Source organism: Paenibacillus sp. BK720 (assembly GCF_011761545.1).
Classification (GTDB): domain Bacteria; phylum Bacillota; class Bacilli; order Paenibacillales; family Paenibacillaceae; genus Pristimantibacillus.
Window position 1 is genome coordinate 131,149 of the sequence record NZ_JAASRQ010000007.1, and the last position, 15,141, is coordinate 146,289.

Below are 15,141 nucleotides of genomic sequence, written 5' to 3' on the forward strand. Positions count from 1 at the left end.
TTCATAATTTGCGGCAGTTGGGAATACAAATTCACTTTCACAAATAAAGAATAACAACTATTCTTTTTTAACCTTCTTCTTTCTTGGGAGCATGAACAAAAGTGAAGGGGGCTCAAGCCATTCGTAATTTTCAGGTAACCCGTACATGTCTGCTAAACTAAATACGACTAGAAACGGTAAAAGCCCAAGAGCAAATACAGCAATCAATATTCCGATGGAAATGGATTTGAAAATCTCCATTGCTTTCATAAGCTCATCCCCAATCTAAAATGGATTATTAATCCCTTTAATAGTACTGGCTTACCTCAACTTTCCGAAAATTGTATCGTATTACGATATAAATATGTAGAGGAGCATGTATTAATGTCAACTCAAATTATGACAAAATCCTTGTACGAGCAATTGGCCAGCTTCAGGTATAAATTGCGTGTATTTATGCATTTTAGTGAAAACGTTGCCAAGGAGGTAGGTTTAACGCCGCAGCAACATCAATTACTCCTTGTCATACAGGGCTATCCGGGACGTGACTACGCGACTATTTCCGAGGCAGCTGAAAAGCTTCAAATTACGCATCATGCTTGCGTGGGTTTAGTATCCCGCTGTCAGAAATCCGGACTAATAAAGCGCCGGCCGAATCCGGATGACGCGAGAAGTATTCTTCTTTCGTTAACAGACAAAGGACTCGAACTCTTGGAGCATATATCCGAAATCCATCTAAAACAACTTCATGATCTTCAAATTGATCTTGCGTTTTTTGAGACGATTCATTAGCTATAGATGAAGACCGATAATGGAACCTATTACCCTTTTGGAAAATAGAGGGGTGCAAGCGCGATATTGCCATGCTATAATGGGTTATCTTAAATTATTGGAGGTATCTAATCAGACATCATGTGGACCTAATTTCCTGTCGATCATGATTTTCGAAAATGACGATAAGTGATAAGAGCTCAGCCTATGCGCGGAGCGGATTAGGATACGTGTGTCTATTGGAGAGATCTCCTTCCACCTTGGTGGATGCCATTTATTGGCGTCTATTTAGGGTATTTTCACGCTATTCCTATATCCGCATATCCTTAGCCGCAGGCGCGCCCTGCGGTTTTTTTGAATTCTAAGCGCATATAAGCTGTGCTAATAAACATGGCTTAGAATTCACCGGATTGAAACGCGCTCGCCACCACGGACGGCGGTAGCCGTTTCACCTTGTCATTCGACAATCATAACCCCTGTCAGTTGTTTAACTAAACTAGAAGTGGTGATTGGAATGACAATATTAACTTTACGCGGAATTAAAAAAAGCTTTGGCGACACGAATGTGCTCGTAAACGTAGACGCCGACTTGGCAAACCGTGAGCGTATCGGCCTGGTCGGGATGAACGGGGCGGGAAAAACAACGCTAGCCAACCTGATTTTCGGTACGATTCTTCCTGACAATGGCAAGATCACCTTCCACCGGGATCAGCTTCGAATCGGTTATTTGCTGCAGTCGACTTCGTATACCGTTAATACCTTCAGCAACATGATAGATCATTCCGAATTGGCCCATGAAACCGAGCAGTTTCTAAAGACTACAAGCCATTTCGGCTTGCAAAAGGTGAAGGAGTGGGACGGAGCGCGTTTAGCGGGATTGAGCGGAGGAGAGAAGACGAAGCTGGCGATTGCGCATATTTTGTCCTCAAAGCCAGATATCTTACTGCTCGACGAACCAACGAATCATTTGGATTTCGAAGGGGTAGATTCCCTCGTCCAAGAGCTGCGACGGTACAACGGGACGACAATTGTCATATCGCATGATCGTTATTTTCTCGATCAAACGGTGGATCGGATCATTGAGCTGCAAGATGGCGTGTCGACGTCGTTCCCGGGTAACTACACGTTCTATAGGGAAGAAAAATCCCGTCGCTTCCAGAGTCAACTGCATCAGTATGAAGAACGGCAGAAATACGAGCAGAAGATTGAAGCGGAAATCAAACGGTTGAAAAGCTGGTCCGAGAAAGCGCATCGCGAAGCAGGCAAGGTTGGGAAAATGGCTGAGATGCGCGCAGGCGTGAAGGAATTCTACCGCAGCAAAGCCAAAAGCATGGATAAGCAAATCAAATCCCGCATTCATCGCCTGGAAAAGATCGAACTTGAAGGCGTGAAGAAGCCTAATGAGGAAGCTAAGGTGTTCTTTGGGTGGGATCACCCGGACAAACGCGGCCGGCGAATCGTAGAAGCACAGCGGATTAGCAAGTCGTACGGCATGCGCTCCTTGTTTAAGGATAGCTCTTTTTATTTGCAACGCGGGGAGAAGATCGGTTTGCTTGGGCCGAACGGCTGCGGAAAAACAACGCTTATTCAACTGCTGCTGGGCAAAAAAACGGTCGATTCCGGGCAGCTATGGATGAGTCCAACTGCCAAAGTCGCATATTTAACGCAGGATGTATCGGATCTCAATCAGCGGCAAACCGTTCTCGAGCTTTTGCAGGAGAGTCATGAAGTCCGAAGCGATATTGGGAAAGCACGGACATTGCTGGCCAATATGGGCTTCGATGCGTCTATGCTTCAAAAGCCGATAGCTCAGCTAAGCCTTGGAGAACGCACGCGGATCAAGCTTTCGCTGCTTATGCAGCGCGAGCAGGATTTGCTCATCCTGGATGAGCCGACCAACCATCTCGATCTGGCAAGCCGCGAGCAGCTTGAAGAGACACTGTCGGAGTATCGAGGTACGCTTATCGTAGTCTCGCATGACAGATATCTGATGGATAAAATCTGCACGAAGCTGCTCGTTTTTGAGGACGGTCATATTAAGCGGATTGAATCCGGCTACAAAGCGTTTCGCGAGCGGACGCAGAGTGTACTAGGTTCGGGCGACAGGAACGAACAGCAGCTGGAAGAGGAGAAGCTGGTTATCGCGAATCGCATCGTTTCGGTGCTTGCGGAACTAAGCATGCTGAAGCCAACTGACATCCGGTATGTTGAGCTTGATGAAGAGTACAAACAGCTACTCTCTCGTAAGAAGCAGTTAAGTACTTGAACAATGAAGTGTAGCAAAATGGCAGCTGGTGAGAGGATCAGCTGCCATTTTCATTGAAACATAGGTCAGTTAAGTTCCAAGATGTGGTAATGTTATATTAAGACATTTCGTATTGATCTGGATGGGGGCGGCATGCATGGACTTTAAAGAAATAAAAAGAGACCTGTTCACGATGACAGAGGATTATTACTTAGCTCACTGCATTTCTTCGGATGCAAAAATGGGTGCAGGAATTGCGGTTGAATTTAGGAAGAGGTTTAAACTTAAAGCTCTTCAAGATGCGGCAAATAGGAGTTCATTAGAAATAGGAAAATGCTATAAAGTAGGAAGAGCCTTGAATCTGATTACCAAGTCGAAATACTGGCATAAACCCACATACGAATCCCTTACTCAAGCTGTTGTATCGATGAAAGAGCTGTGTATATCTGAAGGAATAACCAAGCTTGCTATGCCGCAAATAGGATGCGGCCTTGATAAGCTTCAATGGGGAAAAGTAAGAGAGATTATCAAAGAGGCTTTTGATGATACGGAGGTTGAAATCATAGTTTGTACGTTATGAACATCAAGTGAGGCAGCTGGGGGATACGGCTGCCTTTTTTAGCGCAACATTTATGGTTTGCCCAGCGTATAATGCCGTGAGGGAAAAACTGGGTATAACGTATCGCAAACAGAGCATTAGGAGGTAATGATTTGCGTAAATGTGGCCTATGTTTCATGTTAATGGCGGTACTTGTGCTTATTTTTACCGGTTGCAGTCGACACTCTTCATACGGAACTCCTCCGCCTATAAAAAAGTTTAAATGGGGTATGAACGTAACCGAGGCCTTTCATGTCCTAGGAATCTCAGAAAAGGATGTAACCAAAACAACTCTTGGTACTACTAGCACTTTCATCGGCAAAGGAAAGATAATGATAAGTGGCCGGCCTGCTGAATACAGTTTGACGTTTGATTATTATTTCTCCGAACCTGTTTTAATTGGGATTACCGCTAAGTTTAAACCGGAAGATATAGAAGACGTCGAGCAAAACTTAACCAAACAGCGCGGCCAAGGGGAATATCGATATACCGCAATAAGTAAACCGTTAAGCGTTACCTGGAAAGACGATACACTTGAGCATAATGAACAATGGAAGGCTAAGGTTGAGGAGATTTATCGCAATAATGGAGTCGAAGTAACGGACGAATCATTAGGTAAAGGAATAAATGTCGGAAACAAACCGATTACAAGCTGTCAATTAACGTTAGATAAGACCAGCCCTTTATTCGGGACCATCCTTTTTAACGGTCAAGTTGCAGCCATGCTCAATTATCCAGATAGATATACTCCCAAGAAATAAATAACCGAATACATTTACATTTTACACAAAACCGCCGAAATCATGACACGATTCGGCGGTTTTCCATTTTTCTGGACATTTATGCCGCTGGATTTACAATTCCTTAGGGTCGGTTTAACGCAGATAAAACATCCGCTCTTTAATCTATACGTATGGGAACGATCCCATATGGGAACGGTCTCACAGCTGTGAAAGGGAGTGCACCCGTGGATAATCCGACCATCAAAGAAATCGCCCGGCGCGCCGGAGTGTCCAAATCGACCGTTTCGCGGATTATTTCCGGGAATGGATATTCCAGTCCGGAAGCTCGCGATAAGGTACTTGGGCTAGTCGAAGAATTGCAATACAAACCGAATGCGGTCGCAAGAGCTATGGTGTCGCAAAGAACGCATAACATTGGGGTGCTTTTGTATAGAAGGGATCTTCCGATTGCCTCACATCCCTTCTATGGGAAAATCGTCGATGCCGTCTTGCTGGAAGCGGCACGGCTGAATTATTCGATATTCGTTACAACGGATCACGATATGTCGTATCGATCGGCCGACTTCATGATCGAGAAGCGGGTGGACGGGCTTATTCTCATCAGCCGGCTGCAGCAGAACGTGATTGATCACATTACGAACTTCGGCATCCCGTTCGTCATGGTGAACGGTTCGACGGATGTGGACGGCGTTATCCATATCGTCAACGAAGATGAAGAAGGCGGGCGGCTTGTTGCCGAACATTTGACGCAAACCGGGCATGAACGGATATTCGTCGTTGCGGGGCCGCAAAGCCATCGAAGCCACCACTTGCGCCTGAAAGGATTCATGACCTCTATCATGCAAGCCGGTCTCCAGCAGTCGGATGTGTCCATTCAATCCGCGGCGACTTCGACTTTCGGAGAAGGCTACGAGATCATGAGCCGGGAGTGGAATCAATTTCGGAAAGGCGCGTATACGGCTCTTTTCGCCACAAATGACATGCTCGCAATGGGCGCAATGAAGTTTCTGCTGGAGCAAAGGGTTCGGATTCCCGAGCAAGTATCGGTTGTCGGATTCGATGACGTTGATTTTGCCGCCATGTTCTCGCCATCCTTAACGACGGTCAAGGTGGATGCCGGGGAGATGGGTACGCAATCCGTCCGGCTGTTAGACCGATTGATCCGGCAGGAACAAAGCAAGGAGCTTCCCAATCAATTGGTGCCACGGCTAGTCGTCAGACAGTCTACCAAATAACCGTAAATTCATACCGAAAGGAGCGATTACCCTTCATGCGCTGGTATTTCAAAGCACTCGGAACAAGAAAAATCATTGAATTTATCGTGCTTGTCATCTTCGTTGTCTTCTTTCTGGGACCATTGCTGAACCTGGCTATTTTGGCCTTCACCGGAAAATGGAGCTATCCCGACGTTATGCCAACGGAATGGTCCATGAAATGGTGGGCTTTCGTCTTCAAGCAGGAGGACATTCCGCAATCCATCGGCTTGTCCTTTATGATCGCCGCCATCGTAACGGGGCTGTCTATCGTGCTATGCATTCCGGCAGCTTATGCGTTCGCGCGCATTCGATTCCCGTTCAGCCGCTTCTTCCTGTTTTCCTTCCTCTTAACCCATGCGTTTCCGAAGATGGGGCTGTATGTGTCGATCGCGGTGCTTTTCTACAAGCTTGGTCTGATGAACACGCTGCTTGGCGTTGTCCTGATTCATATGATCAACGTGCTAATGTTCATGACGTGGATTCCAACCGCCGCGTTCCGGAACGTGCACCAAGCACAGGAAGAATCGGCGAGAGACGTGGGAGCGGGACCGTTCCGCGTATTCCTTAAAATCACTTTGCCTATGGCTATGCCGGGCATTATCGTCGCTTCCATCTTCACTTTCCTTAACTCGCTGGACGAAGCGCAAGGAACGTTCCTGGTCGGTATCCCGAATTACAAAACGATGCCGATTGTGATGTATTCCATTATCAGCGATTATCCAGCCTTTGCCGGCGCGGTGTTTTCCATCATTTTGACGGCGCCAACGATTATTCTGCTGCTTGCCGCCAAACGTTTCGTCAGCTCGGATGTCATGTCCAGCGGGTTTACGTTGAAGTAACGAGGCAAGGCCATTATCGCAAGACAAAGGAGGCTATTACGGTTATGGTTCAGAGCATCCAAGATATTCAAGAGAATCAAAGCATTCAACGTAACAAGCAAGAAGTTCACCCAATTCGGGGCAGCCGGGAAATCCAGCTATCCGTTCAACAGCTTTCGAAACGGTATAAAACCGGCGAAGGCGTAACTTCGATCTCGCTAGATGTGCGTAAGGGCGAGCTCATTACGCTGCTAGGGCCCTCCGGCTGCGGCAAAACGACGGTATTGCGCAGCATCGGCGGGTTTCTCGAACCGGATTCCGGGGACATTCTCATCGAAGGCGTGAGCGTGCTCAAGTCGCCGCCGGAGAAACGTCCGACTTCGATGGTCTTTCAGGGCTACAATCTATGGCCGCATATGACGGTGTTCGAGAACCTGGCATTCGGTCTTAAAATACGAAAGATGAAGAAAGCCGATATCCGTAAACAGGTCGAAGACGTGCTTAAGCTCGTACGGTTGCCGGACGCGGAAAACAAATTTCCGGGCCAGCTGTCGGGCGGTCAACAGCAGCGCATTGCGCTTGCCAGGTCCCTGCTATTGAAGCCCGCCGTTCTTCTGCTCGATGAGCCGTTCTCGGCGCTTGACGCTAAGCTTCGGCATGAGATGCGGGAGGAGCTGCGGGAGATTCAGGCAGAGACCGGCCTCACGATGGTATTCGTTACGCATGACCAGGAAGAGGCGTTGTCTATCTCCGACCGCATCGTCGTGATGAATCATGGGAATATCGAGCAGATCGCATCGCCGCAGGAGATTTACGATCAGCCGAACACGCTGTATGTCGCTCAATTTATCGGCAAGATGAATTTTTTGAAAGGGGTGGTTTCGGAAGGCCAAGTAACGGTAGGGAAGTTGAGGTTTCCAAACTCGAAAACGTTGTCCGGCGGAGTATGGCTGGCCATTCGGCCCGAAGATGTCAACATGTCGAGACAAGAGCAAGAAGGGCTGCCCGGCGTCGTCAAGCAAATTATGATTCTAGGTCATTATGCGGAAGTTTCCATTCAATTGCCGGATTATGGCGTTATCCGCGCGTTTCAGCCGCGGGATGCCGTCAAGGAAATGAATTCAGGCGATCAGATTTATGTCAGCTTCAAAAAAGTCATTGCGTATCCGGAAGATTAAGCCTGTCGAATGCCCTGCATGACCAACAATTCCTCAATGCCAAGGAGGCAAACAAGCATGTTAAGCAAAAAATCCACCCTAACTTTATTGACTGTAACAACCGTTACCGCCGCTCTTCTCACGGGTTGCGGAAGCTCGAATAATACGAATACTGCCAATTCCGGGGCATCTAACGCCGGCGCTACGAATGCGGGCAGCAATACGGCCTCGGCGGATACGTCGGCCAAACCGGTCGAGTTCAGCTTCTACTTCACGGGCTCCGAGAACGTCAAGAATCTTTGGGACACGATTATCCCTATGTTCGAGAAGGACCATCCGAACATCAAGGTCAAAGAGGTGTATATTCCGTCCGGTACCGGCGCGCAGCCTACGTATGACCGCATTCTCGCGGCGAAGCAGGCGGGCAAAGGCTCCGGCGGCATCGATCTGTACGAGGACGGGCTGAGCAACGTAACCCAAGGACAAAAAGACGATCTGTGGGAAACGCTTGATCCGGCTAAAATCAGCAATCTTGCTTCCATTGACGCGAATACGATGAAGGACGTATCCAACCTGGCCGTCCCGTACCGTTCGTCCGCCGTGGTGCTCGCGTACAACAGCGAGAAAGTGCCGACGCCTCCGAAGACGCTGGACGAGCTGTTCGCTTGGATTAAAGCCAATCCGGAACGCTTCGCTTACAACGATCCTTCCACGGGCGGCGCCGGCAGCTCGTTTGTCACAACGACGCTGTACGACAAGCTTCCGGAAGAGGCGATTCATAATTCCGATCCAAGCATTGAGGAGCAGTGGGGCAAAGGCTTCGACACGCTGAAGGAGCTTGGCAAATACGTGTACGGCAAAGGCATTTATCCGAAGAAAAACCAAGGCACGCTGGATCTGCTCATCAGCGGCGAAGTCGACATGATCCCGGCTTGGTCGGATATGGCGCTAGAGCAAATCGGTAACGGCCAGCTGCCGGCTACGACGAAAATCGCGCAAATTACGCCGGGATTCAACGGCGGTCCGACTTACTTGATGGTACCGAAGCTGTCCGATAAGAAGGACGCGGTTAACGAGTTTCTGAACTTCGTTCTGTCCCCGGAAGCGCAGTCGGTCGTGGTGACGAAAATGCACGGTTTCCCTGGCATCCAGCTGTCGAACATGCCGCAGGACATTCAAGATTCCTTCAAAGGCGTGGCTGAAGGCTTCCGGACCTTCAACATCGGCGACCTGGGCAATGAAATCAACAAACGCTGGCAGAGCGACGTAGCGGCGCAATGATGAGCAAACAAGTAAAAATGGGGATACTGGGCTTGCTTCTGGTCATCCCCTCTTTTCTTCTGCTGTTCGTCACGGTCGTCATCCCAATCGCCGTATCATTTAAGGAGAGCCTGACCAATAAGGAGGGCGGCATCGACCTGTCGAATTACAAGTTCCTGTTTACCGACAAGCTCATGCGCTCCAACATCGTATTCTCGCTGGAAGTAACGGTTATTTCGGTCGTCATCGTGCTCCTTGTCAGTTATGCGCTGGCTGCTTACATGCGTTTCAACAAAGGCAGGTTAGTCGGGTGGATCCGGAATATGTACATGATCCCGATGTTTATCCCGTCGGTCATTGCCACGTACGGCTTGATTCAGCTGTTGGGCAACCACGGCTGGGCAGCCCGGTGGGTGCTGCTGTTTGGCGGGAGCGGAATCCCGCGTATTATTTTCGATATGAAAGGCATTATTATCGCGAATCTGTGGTTCAATATTCCGTTCACGACCATGCTGCTCGGGTCTGCCTTGTCGGCGATACCGGATTCGGTGATGGAAAGCGCGAAAGACGTAGGTGCGGGCAGACTCCGAATCTTCACCCGGTTTATCGTACCTCTCACTTACAAAACGCTGCTTGTCGCGGTAACCTTCGTCTTTATGGGCGTAATCGGCTCGTTCACGGCGCCGTTCCTGCTTGGGCCTAATGCACCGCAAATGCTTGGCGTATCGATGGAACAAATATTCGGCGTATTTCAGGAGAAGGAGCAGGCTTCGGCGCTGGCGTTCTTTACCTTCCTGCTATGCTCGTTCATGGGTTACTTCTACATTCGCAGCATGATTAAGGAAGAGGGGGCGCGTTCTTCATGAAACGTCTTGTTCTGGAAGCGGAGGGGCGGGTGACTCCGGTCTGCTCCAAGACGCATATTGCCTACAGCTTTCATCTGGATCGACAGGGCGGAAAGCTCTGGATCGAATTCGCTTACACACCTAAAAATCTCGAGGACCGCGAACAAGCTCGACCATTAATTGCGGCCGGCATCAACAAATACACGGAACCGGCGCAGCGCAATCGGTTGCTGGAGAATTGGGAGTCGTTTCTTCCTCTTAAAAACCTGATTACCGTATCCGTCGACGACCCCAAACGGCATCGTGGCGCCGGTCATCGGCATGATCCGGAACAGCTGCTGTTTATCGAAGGCAAGGATGCGTCTCCGGGATTCGTCAGCGGCGAGCTGATCGAAGGGTTGTGGAGGGTTACGTTAAGTCTCCATGAGATTGTAACGGACGATTGCCGGTACCGCTTGCGAATTCATCATGAGGAGGCTTAACGGGATGCGCTGGATGGCATGCGAGCTGCACAGTCATACGAATCACAGCGACGGCAGGCAATCCCTGCTGGAGCTTGCGCAAGGGGCGAAGGCGCTTGGCTTTGATTGCGTGGCACTGACCGACCATAATACGATGACGGGTTTAAAGGATAGGGAAAGTGTCGAGAAGGAGACGGGACTGACCATTATTTCGGGCATGGAATGGACAACGTTCCACGGACATATGGTGACGATCGGGCTGACGGACTTCGTGGACTGGCGCCCCGCGGGTCCGGGCGATATTCACGAAGGGATCGAGCAGGTCCATGCGTTTGGCGGGATTGCCGGCATGGCGCATCCTTATCGCGTCGGCAATCCGATGTGCACGGGCTGCTTCTGGGAATTCGAAATTCGGGACTGGAACCAGCTCGATTATATCGAGGTATGGTCGGGCACGTTCCCTTCGATTAAGACGGACAATTCCCGGGCGTTTCGCCTATGGACCGAGCGGTTAAACGACGGCTTCCGGATTGCGGCAACAGCGGGAAGGGATTGGCATGCACAGGAACAGACGGACGAACCTTTATCGGTTACGTATTTGCAGCTCGACGACAGCGAAGGCAGCATAACGGAACAAGCCGTTCGCGCGCTTGCCGCCGGAAGAGCTTCGGTGACAATGGGGCCGTTAGTGATGCTGGAGCTGCGTTCCGACAAGATGGTTTACACGATTGGCGATCGCGTGGCGGAGCAGGAACGAAGCCATAGCTACGAGGCTGCCGTGAGTATTGATTTTCAAGTTAGAGCAGGCTTATGGGAGTTTCCCGAAGCTCGTTATTCGGTCTCGTTATCAAGCAACCTTGGCGTTATCGGAGAGCAGCATGCAAGCCCGGATCAAGAGCGGTATCGTTTCGAGGTTCCAGGGAATGGGTTAAAGTGGGTTAGGGCAGAGCTTAAAGGGAACGTACGCGGTGTGCGTACGATGATTGCTTTCACGAATGCGATTTACGCGGTATCCGAATAAGCTTATGATGAAATAAAGACGCTGGTTGGGAGTGTGACAAGAATGACGCGAAGCTTTCCGCTAATAACGGCCCACGCAGGCAGCATGAACACGGAGGCGCATACGCTGCGTTCGGTCCGGATTGGACTCGAGCTTGGTGCCGACGTGCTGGAAGAAGATATCCGGGTGACCAAGGACGGGGTTCCCGTGCTGGCACATGACGATGAATGGCTTACCGTTGAACGGTTTCATGCGAATATAGCCGATAGGACTTACGAGGAGCTAACCAAACTGCAAGCCGAGCCGGAGATAGGGATAGTACCGCCCCTTCTTAAGCTGGAAGATATATTGCCGCTCGTACAAGCTTCCGGCAAAATCATAAATTTGGACTTGAAGGTTGATGAGGCAATTGAGCCTGCTGCGGCGCTGGTCCAAAAATTCGGCCTGCTGAAGCAAGCCTTCTTCTCGGGCTGCGAACGGGAACGAGCGCTGCTCGCGCAGCGGCTGCAGCCGGATATGAGCAAGCTGCTAAACGTCAATGTCGAACTATTCAAGACCATGCCGTACAGGGAAGCGATGATTCAGACCTGTGCGGATGCCCGCGAAGCCTCCTGCATGGGAATAAATATTTATCACGGAATCCTGCGGCAAGAGTTTGTGGAATATGCCGCTGGGCAGGGACTGCCCGTATATGCATGGACCGTCGAGGATGAAACGCTGATGCGCCAATACGCGGAGTGGGGCGTTTATTCCATCACAACGCGTAATGTTGCTTCGATCATGCACGTGAAGAAGGTATTTCAGCATCAGCAGCCTTTGGTCTAACGAATTCAAATCGGGGTGTCCCATATTGAGTCATGAGAAATGACGATGGGACACCTCTTTTTTGTATTCAAATTTGAAATAACGATCAATTCTATCTATCGTATGCATAGAGATTACGATATTGATCTATCGTAGCATCTTTCATAGAATGAAGGTGCGAGACAGGTACTGAAAAGAGAGGGATGGGATAACCGTGAATCAAAATCGCCTTCAATTTGACGCGGATTTTGATAATGCTTTGTTTTTCGGCCAATACGTAATGGTAGTTCTGAACGAGAGATATACGGGCGGGGGCTTATTGGAAAAATATGATCGGGAGTATGTTTGGATACGAGGCAAACGTCATTCTCGAACCGATTGCTCCTTCATTCAAATGCCACCTCCGGACGTGGATTTCCCGAATTAGGTTCTTGAAGTAAATAGCTACAATAATCTGTATAGGAAGTAAGAAGCTGGCGGATATTAGGGATGATGTCTTGGAGCATCTGAAACGAAGCGATGATTTGAAAAGGAGACGAATCGAAATGTTTTGGGATTCTCTTAAATCCGGGCGTTTTTTAACGGCATACCTTTTAGTTTGTCTCATGCTTGCGGTGGCTGCCGTATCCAATCAGCGGGATATACTTTTTCCCGAAATCGCCGGCATGGCAATGGGGGTTATGGTGTTTCCGGTACCGCATTGGATCAAAAATCCAGTTCACTTATGGCTTTCCCCAACATTGGGCGCCTTCATCGGAACTTCCTTGAATTATATGTCAATGCCGCCTTTGCTAAAGATCTGGTTAGGTTTAATTCTAATCGTCATTCTGATGCACGTATTTCGCGTTAATTTCGGCCCTACGATTCCCGCTGCGTTGCTGCCTATTTTTTTGGGTCTGCACGATTATACGTTCGCAATCTCTACGGCTATATTCACGTTTGTGATTATGATTGCCGCGTTTGCGTTCAGAGATCCGGCAAAATTGACAAGTAATGATGCTCGCAAGATGAAGGATACGGTCATTATAACCTTGATTCTGGCTCTTTGGATCGGATTCGCCTTCACAACTAAATTAAATGTACTCATCATTCCGCCTGTGTTTGCCCTCATATTCGAGCTGTTTCATACGGAGAAATTCCATTGGAGGATGATATCGCCTCGTTTGGCGGTATTGACTCTAACGGCAATACTTGCGGTTGGCGTGTATCATCTGTTGCCGGGTTCAGTGATTGGGAGCGGCGCGATTAACGTGCTGATCACTTTTATTCTCTGCAAGGTATTCAAAACCCCTGTGCCCGTTGCCTTCGGCGTATCGTTAATGCCTCTTATCGTCCCGGATTGGGGGACATGGGCATTTCCGGTTGGCGTATTTGTGACAACAGGCCTATTGATGTGTATCTCGGCTGCCTACCGTCAGATCAGAAATAATCATGCGATACTTGTGCCAAGAACTTGAGATATCCCACAACAGATCAGGAAACCATGGAGCTGAGCTTCATGGTTTTATGTTGTTTGTTGGAATATTAGACGGCAATAATTGGGAAGCTATATCCATACCGTGGGATCTGTTAAGGGGGCATTTCAAGTGAAACGGTTCAAGAAATGGATGCGGGCAAAACCCAAATTTCCATCCATAGCCGAAGTGTCGCCGGAGGATGTCGGGAGGGAGGAGCTTTCCTCGGCTCTGGAGCAAAATGAGACGATTTTCCGAGACATATTCAAGAATTGCTCCGACATTGTATTCCGAAAAGCGCGTTATGCCGGACAAGATTCGCTTGTTGTTTATCTTGCCTGTCTCGTCGACGAGCAGGTCATTGACGATCATATTCTGAAGCCGTTATTCGAGAGCGGCAATGAACAAGAGACGGAGCCTGCAGCTTTGGGAGCGGCGGCATTAAGCGAATCAATCATCTCCGCGGGGGCGACAAAGCTATCGTCTCAAGTGAAGGAGATCGTTCGACAGGTGCTGGATGGTTATGCAGCCGTCTTAACCGACTCGGACGGTCAGGCTCTGCTGGTCAAGGCAAACGGCGTCAAACACCGAAGTCTTGAGGAGCCCTCCTCCGAGCAGGTTATTCGCGGACCAAGAGATGGATTTATCGAGAATATAGCAACGAACCTGGGCTTAATACGGGGAAGACTGAAATCAGCAAGGCTGAAAACGGAGTCCGTCGTAATCGGCGATTTGACGCAGACGCAGGTTGTCATCACTTATGTGGCTGGAATTGCCGAGGATTCTCTAATTGAAGAAGTCCGCGATAGGGTAAGCCGCATTCAAATTGACGGCGTTCTTGATTCCGGTTACATCGAGGAATTTATCGAGGATTTACCGTACTCGCCGTTTCCGCAGGTTCATAGCACGGAACGCCCGGATGTCGTAGTTGCCGAGCTTCTGGAAGGCAAAATAGCCATACTAGTCGACAACACCCCGTTTGTGTTAATTGTTCCTATGACCTTCTGGACCGGGCTTCAAGCCAGCGAGGACTACTATACACGTTGGCCGATTGCCACTTTTGTCCGTTGGATTCGTTTCTTGTTTATTTTCATCGCGATCTTTGCTCCTTCTTTATACGTGGCGATAACCACCTTCCATCAAGAGATGATTCCGACAAATTTGGTATTGAGCATTGCATCCTCGAGAGAGGCCGCACCTTTCCCCGCCATGTTCGAAGCGCTCTCTATGGAGGTTGTCTTTGAGGCGCTTCGGGAAGCGGGTATTCGTCTGCCCAAGCAAATCGGTCAAGCGATCAGCATCGTGGGGGCATTGGTTATCGGACAGGCTGCCGTGGAAGCAGGCATTATATCCGCTCCGGTCGTGATTATCGTATCCATAACGGGCATCGCCACGTTTGCCATTCCGCGCTATAATTTCGCGAGCGGTATCCGGCTGCTGCGTTTTCCGCTCCTTTTTTTGGCGGGAACGCTAGGGCTTTACGGTATCGTGCTTGGTTTCTTATGCATCGTTTTGCATGTCGCCTCCTTGCGCTCGTTTGGCGTTCCGTATTTGACGCCGCTAGGCCCGATTACAACAACCAATCTGAAGGATATCCTCATTCGATCGCCGATCTGGTCGAGAAGATTCAGGCCGCAGGCAACAGGAGGGAGCAATCCCGTTCGGGAACCTGCCGGACAAAAGCCAAGTCCCTACCGCAATAAACGTAAGTAGCTGATGGCCAGTCGGTTAAGAAAGAGAAAGGATTTAA

At 49.4% G+C, this 15,141-nt stretch carries 16 protein-coding genes; 14 read left to right on the forward strand and 2 right to left on the reverse strand.

What is annotated here, in order from left to right:
* Positions 1-57: 57 nt before the first annotated feature.
* A complete protein-coding gene (locus FHT67_RS24975; RefSeq protein WP_167201673.1) occupies positions 58-249 on the reverse strand; it encodes a hypothetical protein in 192 nt (63 codons plus the stop codon).
* A gap of 114 nt (positions 250-363) precedes the next feature.
* Between FHT67_RS24975 and FHT67_RS24980 the strand changes: the two genes are divergently transcribed.
* From FHT67_RS24980 to FHT67_RS25035, 12 genes are all read left to right on the forward strand, one after another.
* A complete protein-coding gene (locus FHT67_RS24980; protein ID WP_132309200.1) occupies positions 364-771 on the forward strand; it encodes a MarR family winged helix-turn-helix transcriptional regulator in 408 nt (135 codons plus the stop codon).
* 493 nt (positions 772-1,264) lie between these two features.
* The gene (gene abc-f / locus FHT67_RS24985) at positions 1,265-3,016 is read left to right on the forward strand and encodes a ribosomal protection-like ABC-F family protein (protein WP_167201674.1); all 1,752 of its coding nucleotides are present in this window, start codon (positions 1,265-1,267) and stop codon (positions 3,014-3,016) included.
* A 136-nt stretch (positions 3,017-3,152) separates the two neighbouring features.
* Positions 3,153-3,575, forward strand: a complete 423-nt coding sequence (locus FHT67_RS24990) for a macro domain-containing protein (protein ID WP_167201675.1) — start codon at positions 3,153-3,155, stop codon at positions 3,573-3,575.
* 155 nt (positions 3,576-3,730) lie between these two features.
* Positions 3,731-4,354, forward strand: coding sequence for a hypothetical protein (locus tag FHT67_RS24995; RefSeq protein WP_167201676.1), 624 nt, complete (start codon positions 3,731-3,733; stop codon positions 4,352-4,354).
* Between the two features lie 206 nt (positions 4,355-4,560).
* Positions 4,561-5,571 carry a LacI family DNA-binding transcriptional regulator gene (locus FHT67_RS25000; RefSeq protein ID WP_347880126.1) on the forward strand — a complete coding sequence of 337 codons (1,011 nt, stop codon included), beginning with the start codon at positions 4,561-4,563 and terminating at the stop codon, positions 5,569-5,571.
* Positions 5,572-5,606: 35 nt separating this feature from the next.
* Positions 5,607-6,431: an ABC transporter permease gene (locus tag FHT67_RS25005; RefSeq protein ID WP_132309210.1), complete on the forward strand. Its 825-nt coding sequence runs from the start codon at positions 5,607-5,609 to the stop codon at positions 6,429-6,431.
* Positions 6,432-6,562: 131 nt separating this feature from the next.
* Positions 6,563-7,588: an ATP-binding cassette domain-containing protein gene (locus FHT67_RS25010; RefSeq protein ID WP_167201869.1), complete on the forward strand. Its 1,026-nt coding sequence runs from the start codon at positions 6,563-6,565 to the stop codon at positions 7,586-7,588.
* Positions 7,589-7,645: 57 nt separating this feature from the next.
* On the forward strand, positions 7,646-8,848 hold the full coding sequence (locus tag FHT67_RS25015) for an extracellular solute-binding protein (protein WP_132309212.1): 1,203 nt from the start codon (positions 7,646-7,648) through the stop codon (positions 8,846-8,848).
* Complete coding sequence (locus tag FHT67_RS25020; protein WP_132309214.1) at positions 8,848-9,693, forward strand: ABC transporter permease; 846 nt, start codon at positions 8,848-8,850, stop codon at positions 9,691-9,693. The genes FHT67_RS25015 and FHT67_RS25020 overlap by 1 nt, the downstream gene beginning before the upstream one ends.
* Positions 9,690-10,154: a hypothetical protein gene (locus FHT67_RS25025; protein WP_167201678.1), complete on the forward strand. Its 465-nt coding sequence runs from the start codon at positions 9,690-9,692 to the stop codon at positions 10,152-10,154. Before FHT67_RS25020 ends, FHT67_RS25025 begins: the two co-directional genes overlap by 4 nt.
* Positions 10,155-10,158: 4 nt before the next feature.
* Positions 10,159-11,154, forward strand: a complete 996-nt coding sequence (locus FHT67_RS25030; RefSeq protein WP_167201679.1) for a CehA/McbA family metallohydrolase — start codon at positions 10,159-10,161, stop codon at positions 11,152-11,154.
* 42 nt (positions 11,155-11,196) lie between these two features.
* On the forward strand, positions 11,197-11,958 hold the full coding sequence (locus tag FHT67_RS25035) for a glycerophosphodiester phosphodiesterase (protein WP_132309220.1): 762 nt from the start codon (positions 11,197-11,199) through the stop codon (positions 11,956-11,958).
* Between the two features lie 572 nt (positions 11,959-12,530).
* On the opposite strand, the gene FHT67_RS30425 is transcribed toward FHT67_RS25035, so the two are convergent.
* Positions 12,531-12,659, reverse strand: a complete 129-nt coding sequence (locus tag FHT67_RS30425; protein WP_279591597.1) for a hypothetical protein — start codon at positions 12,657-12,659, stop codon at positions 12,531-12,533.
* A 57-nt stretch (positions 12,660-12,716) separates the two neighbouring features.
* Here FHT67_RS30425 and FHT67_RS25040 point away from each other — a divergent pair, with 57 nt between their 5' ends.
* The gene (locus tag FHT67_RS25040) at positions 12,717-13,394 is read left to right on the forward strand and encodes a hypothetical protein (protein WP_208403540.1); all 678 of its coding nucleotides are present in this window, start codon (positions 12,717-12,719) and stop codon (positions 13,392-13,394) included.
* 129 nt (positions 13,395-13,523) lie between these two features.
* Positions 13,524-15,104 carry a spore germination protein gene (locus FHT67_RS25045; RefSeq protein ID WP_167201681.1) on the forward strand — a complete coding sequence of 527 codons (1,581 nt, stop codon included), beginning with the start codon at positions 13,524-13,526 and terminating at the stop codon, positions 15,102-15,104.
* Positions 15,105-15,141: the final 37 nt, after the last annotated feature.

Coding starts and splice junctions, on each gene's coding strand:
- FHT67_RS24975 (WP_167201673.1), bottom strand. CDS start 249: ATGAAAGCAATGGAGATTTTCAAATCCATTTCCATCGGAATATTGATT.
- FHT67_RS24980 (WP_132309200.1), top strand. CDS start 364: ATGTCAACTCAAATTATGACAAAATCCTTGTACGAGCAATTGGCCAGC.
- abc-f (WP_167201674.1), top strand. CDS start 1,265: ATGACAATATTAACTTTACGCGGAATTAAAAAAAGCTTTGGCGACACG.
- FHT67_RS24990 (WP_167201675.1), top strand. CDS start 3,153: ATGGACTTTAAAGAAATAAAAAGAGACCTGTTCACGATGACAGAGGAT.
- FHT67_RS24995 (WP_167201676.1), top strand. CDS start 3,731: ATGTTAATGGCGGTACTTGTGCTTATTTTTACCGGTTGCAGTCGACAC.
- FHT67_RS25005 (WP_132309210.1), top strand. CDS start 5,607: ATGCGCTGGTATTTCAAAGCACTCGGAACAAGAAAAATCATTGAATTT.
- FHT67_RS25015 (WP_132309212.1), top strand. CDS start 7,646: ATGTTAAGCAAAAAATCCACCCTAACTTTATTGACTGTAACAACCGTT.
- FHT67_RS25020 (WP_132309214.1), top strand. CDS start 8,848: ATGAGCAAACAAGTAAAAATGGGGATACTGGGCTTGCTTCTGGTCATC.
- FHT67_RS25025 (WP_167201678.1), top strand. CDS start 9,690: ATGAAACGTCTTGTTCTGGAAGCGGAGGGGCGGGTGACTCCGGTCTGC.
- FHT67_RS25030 (WP_167201679.1), top strand. CDS start 10,159: ATGCGCTGGATGGCATGCGAGCTGCACAGTCATACGAATCACAGCGAC.
- FHT67_RS25035 (WP_132309220.1), top strand. CDS start 11,197: ATGACGCGAAGCTTTCCGCTAATAACGGCCCACGCAGGCAGCATGAAC.
- FHT67_RS25040 (WP_208403540.1), top strand. CDS start 12,717: ATGCCGCCTTTGCTAAAGATCTGGTTAGGTTTAATTCTAATCGTCATT.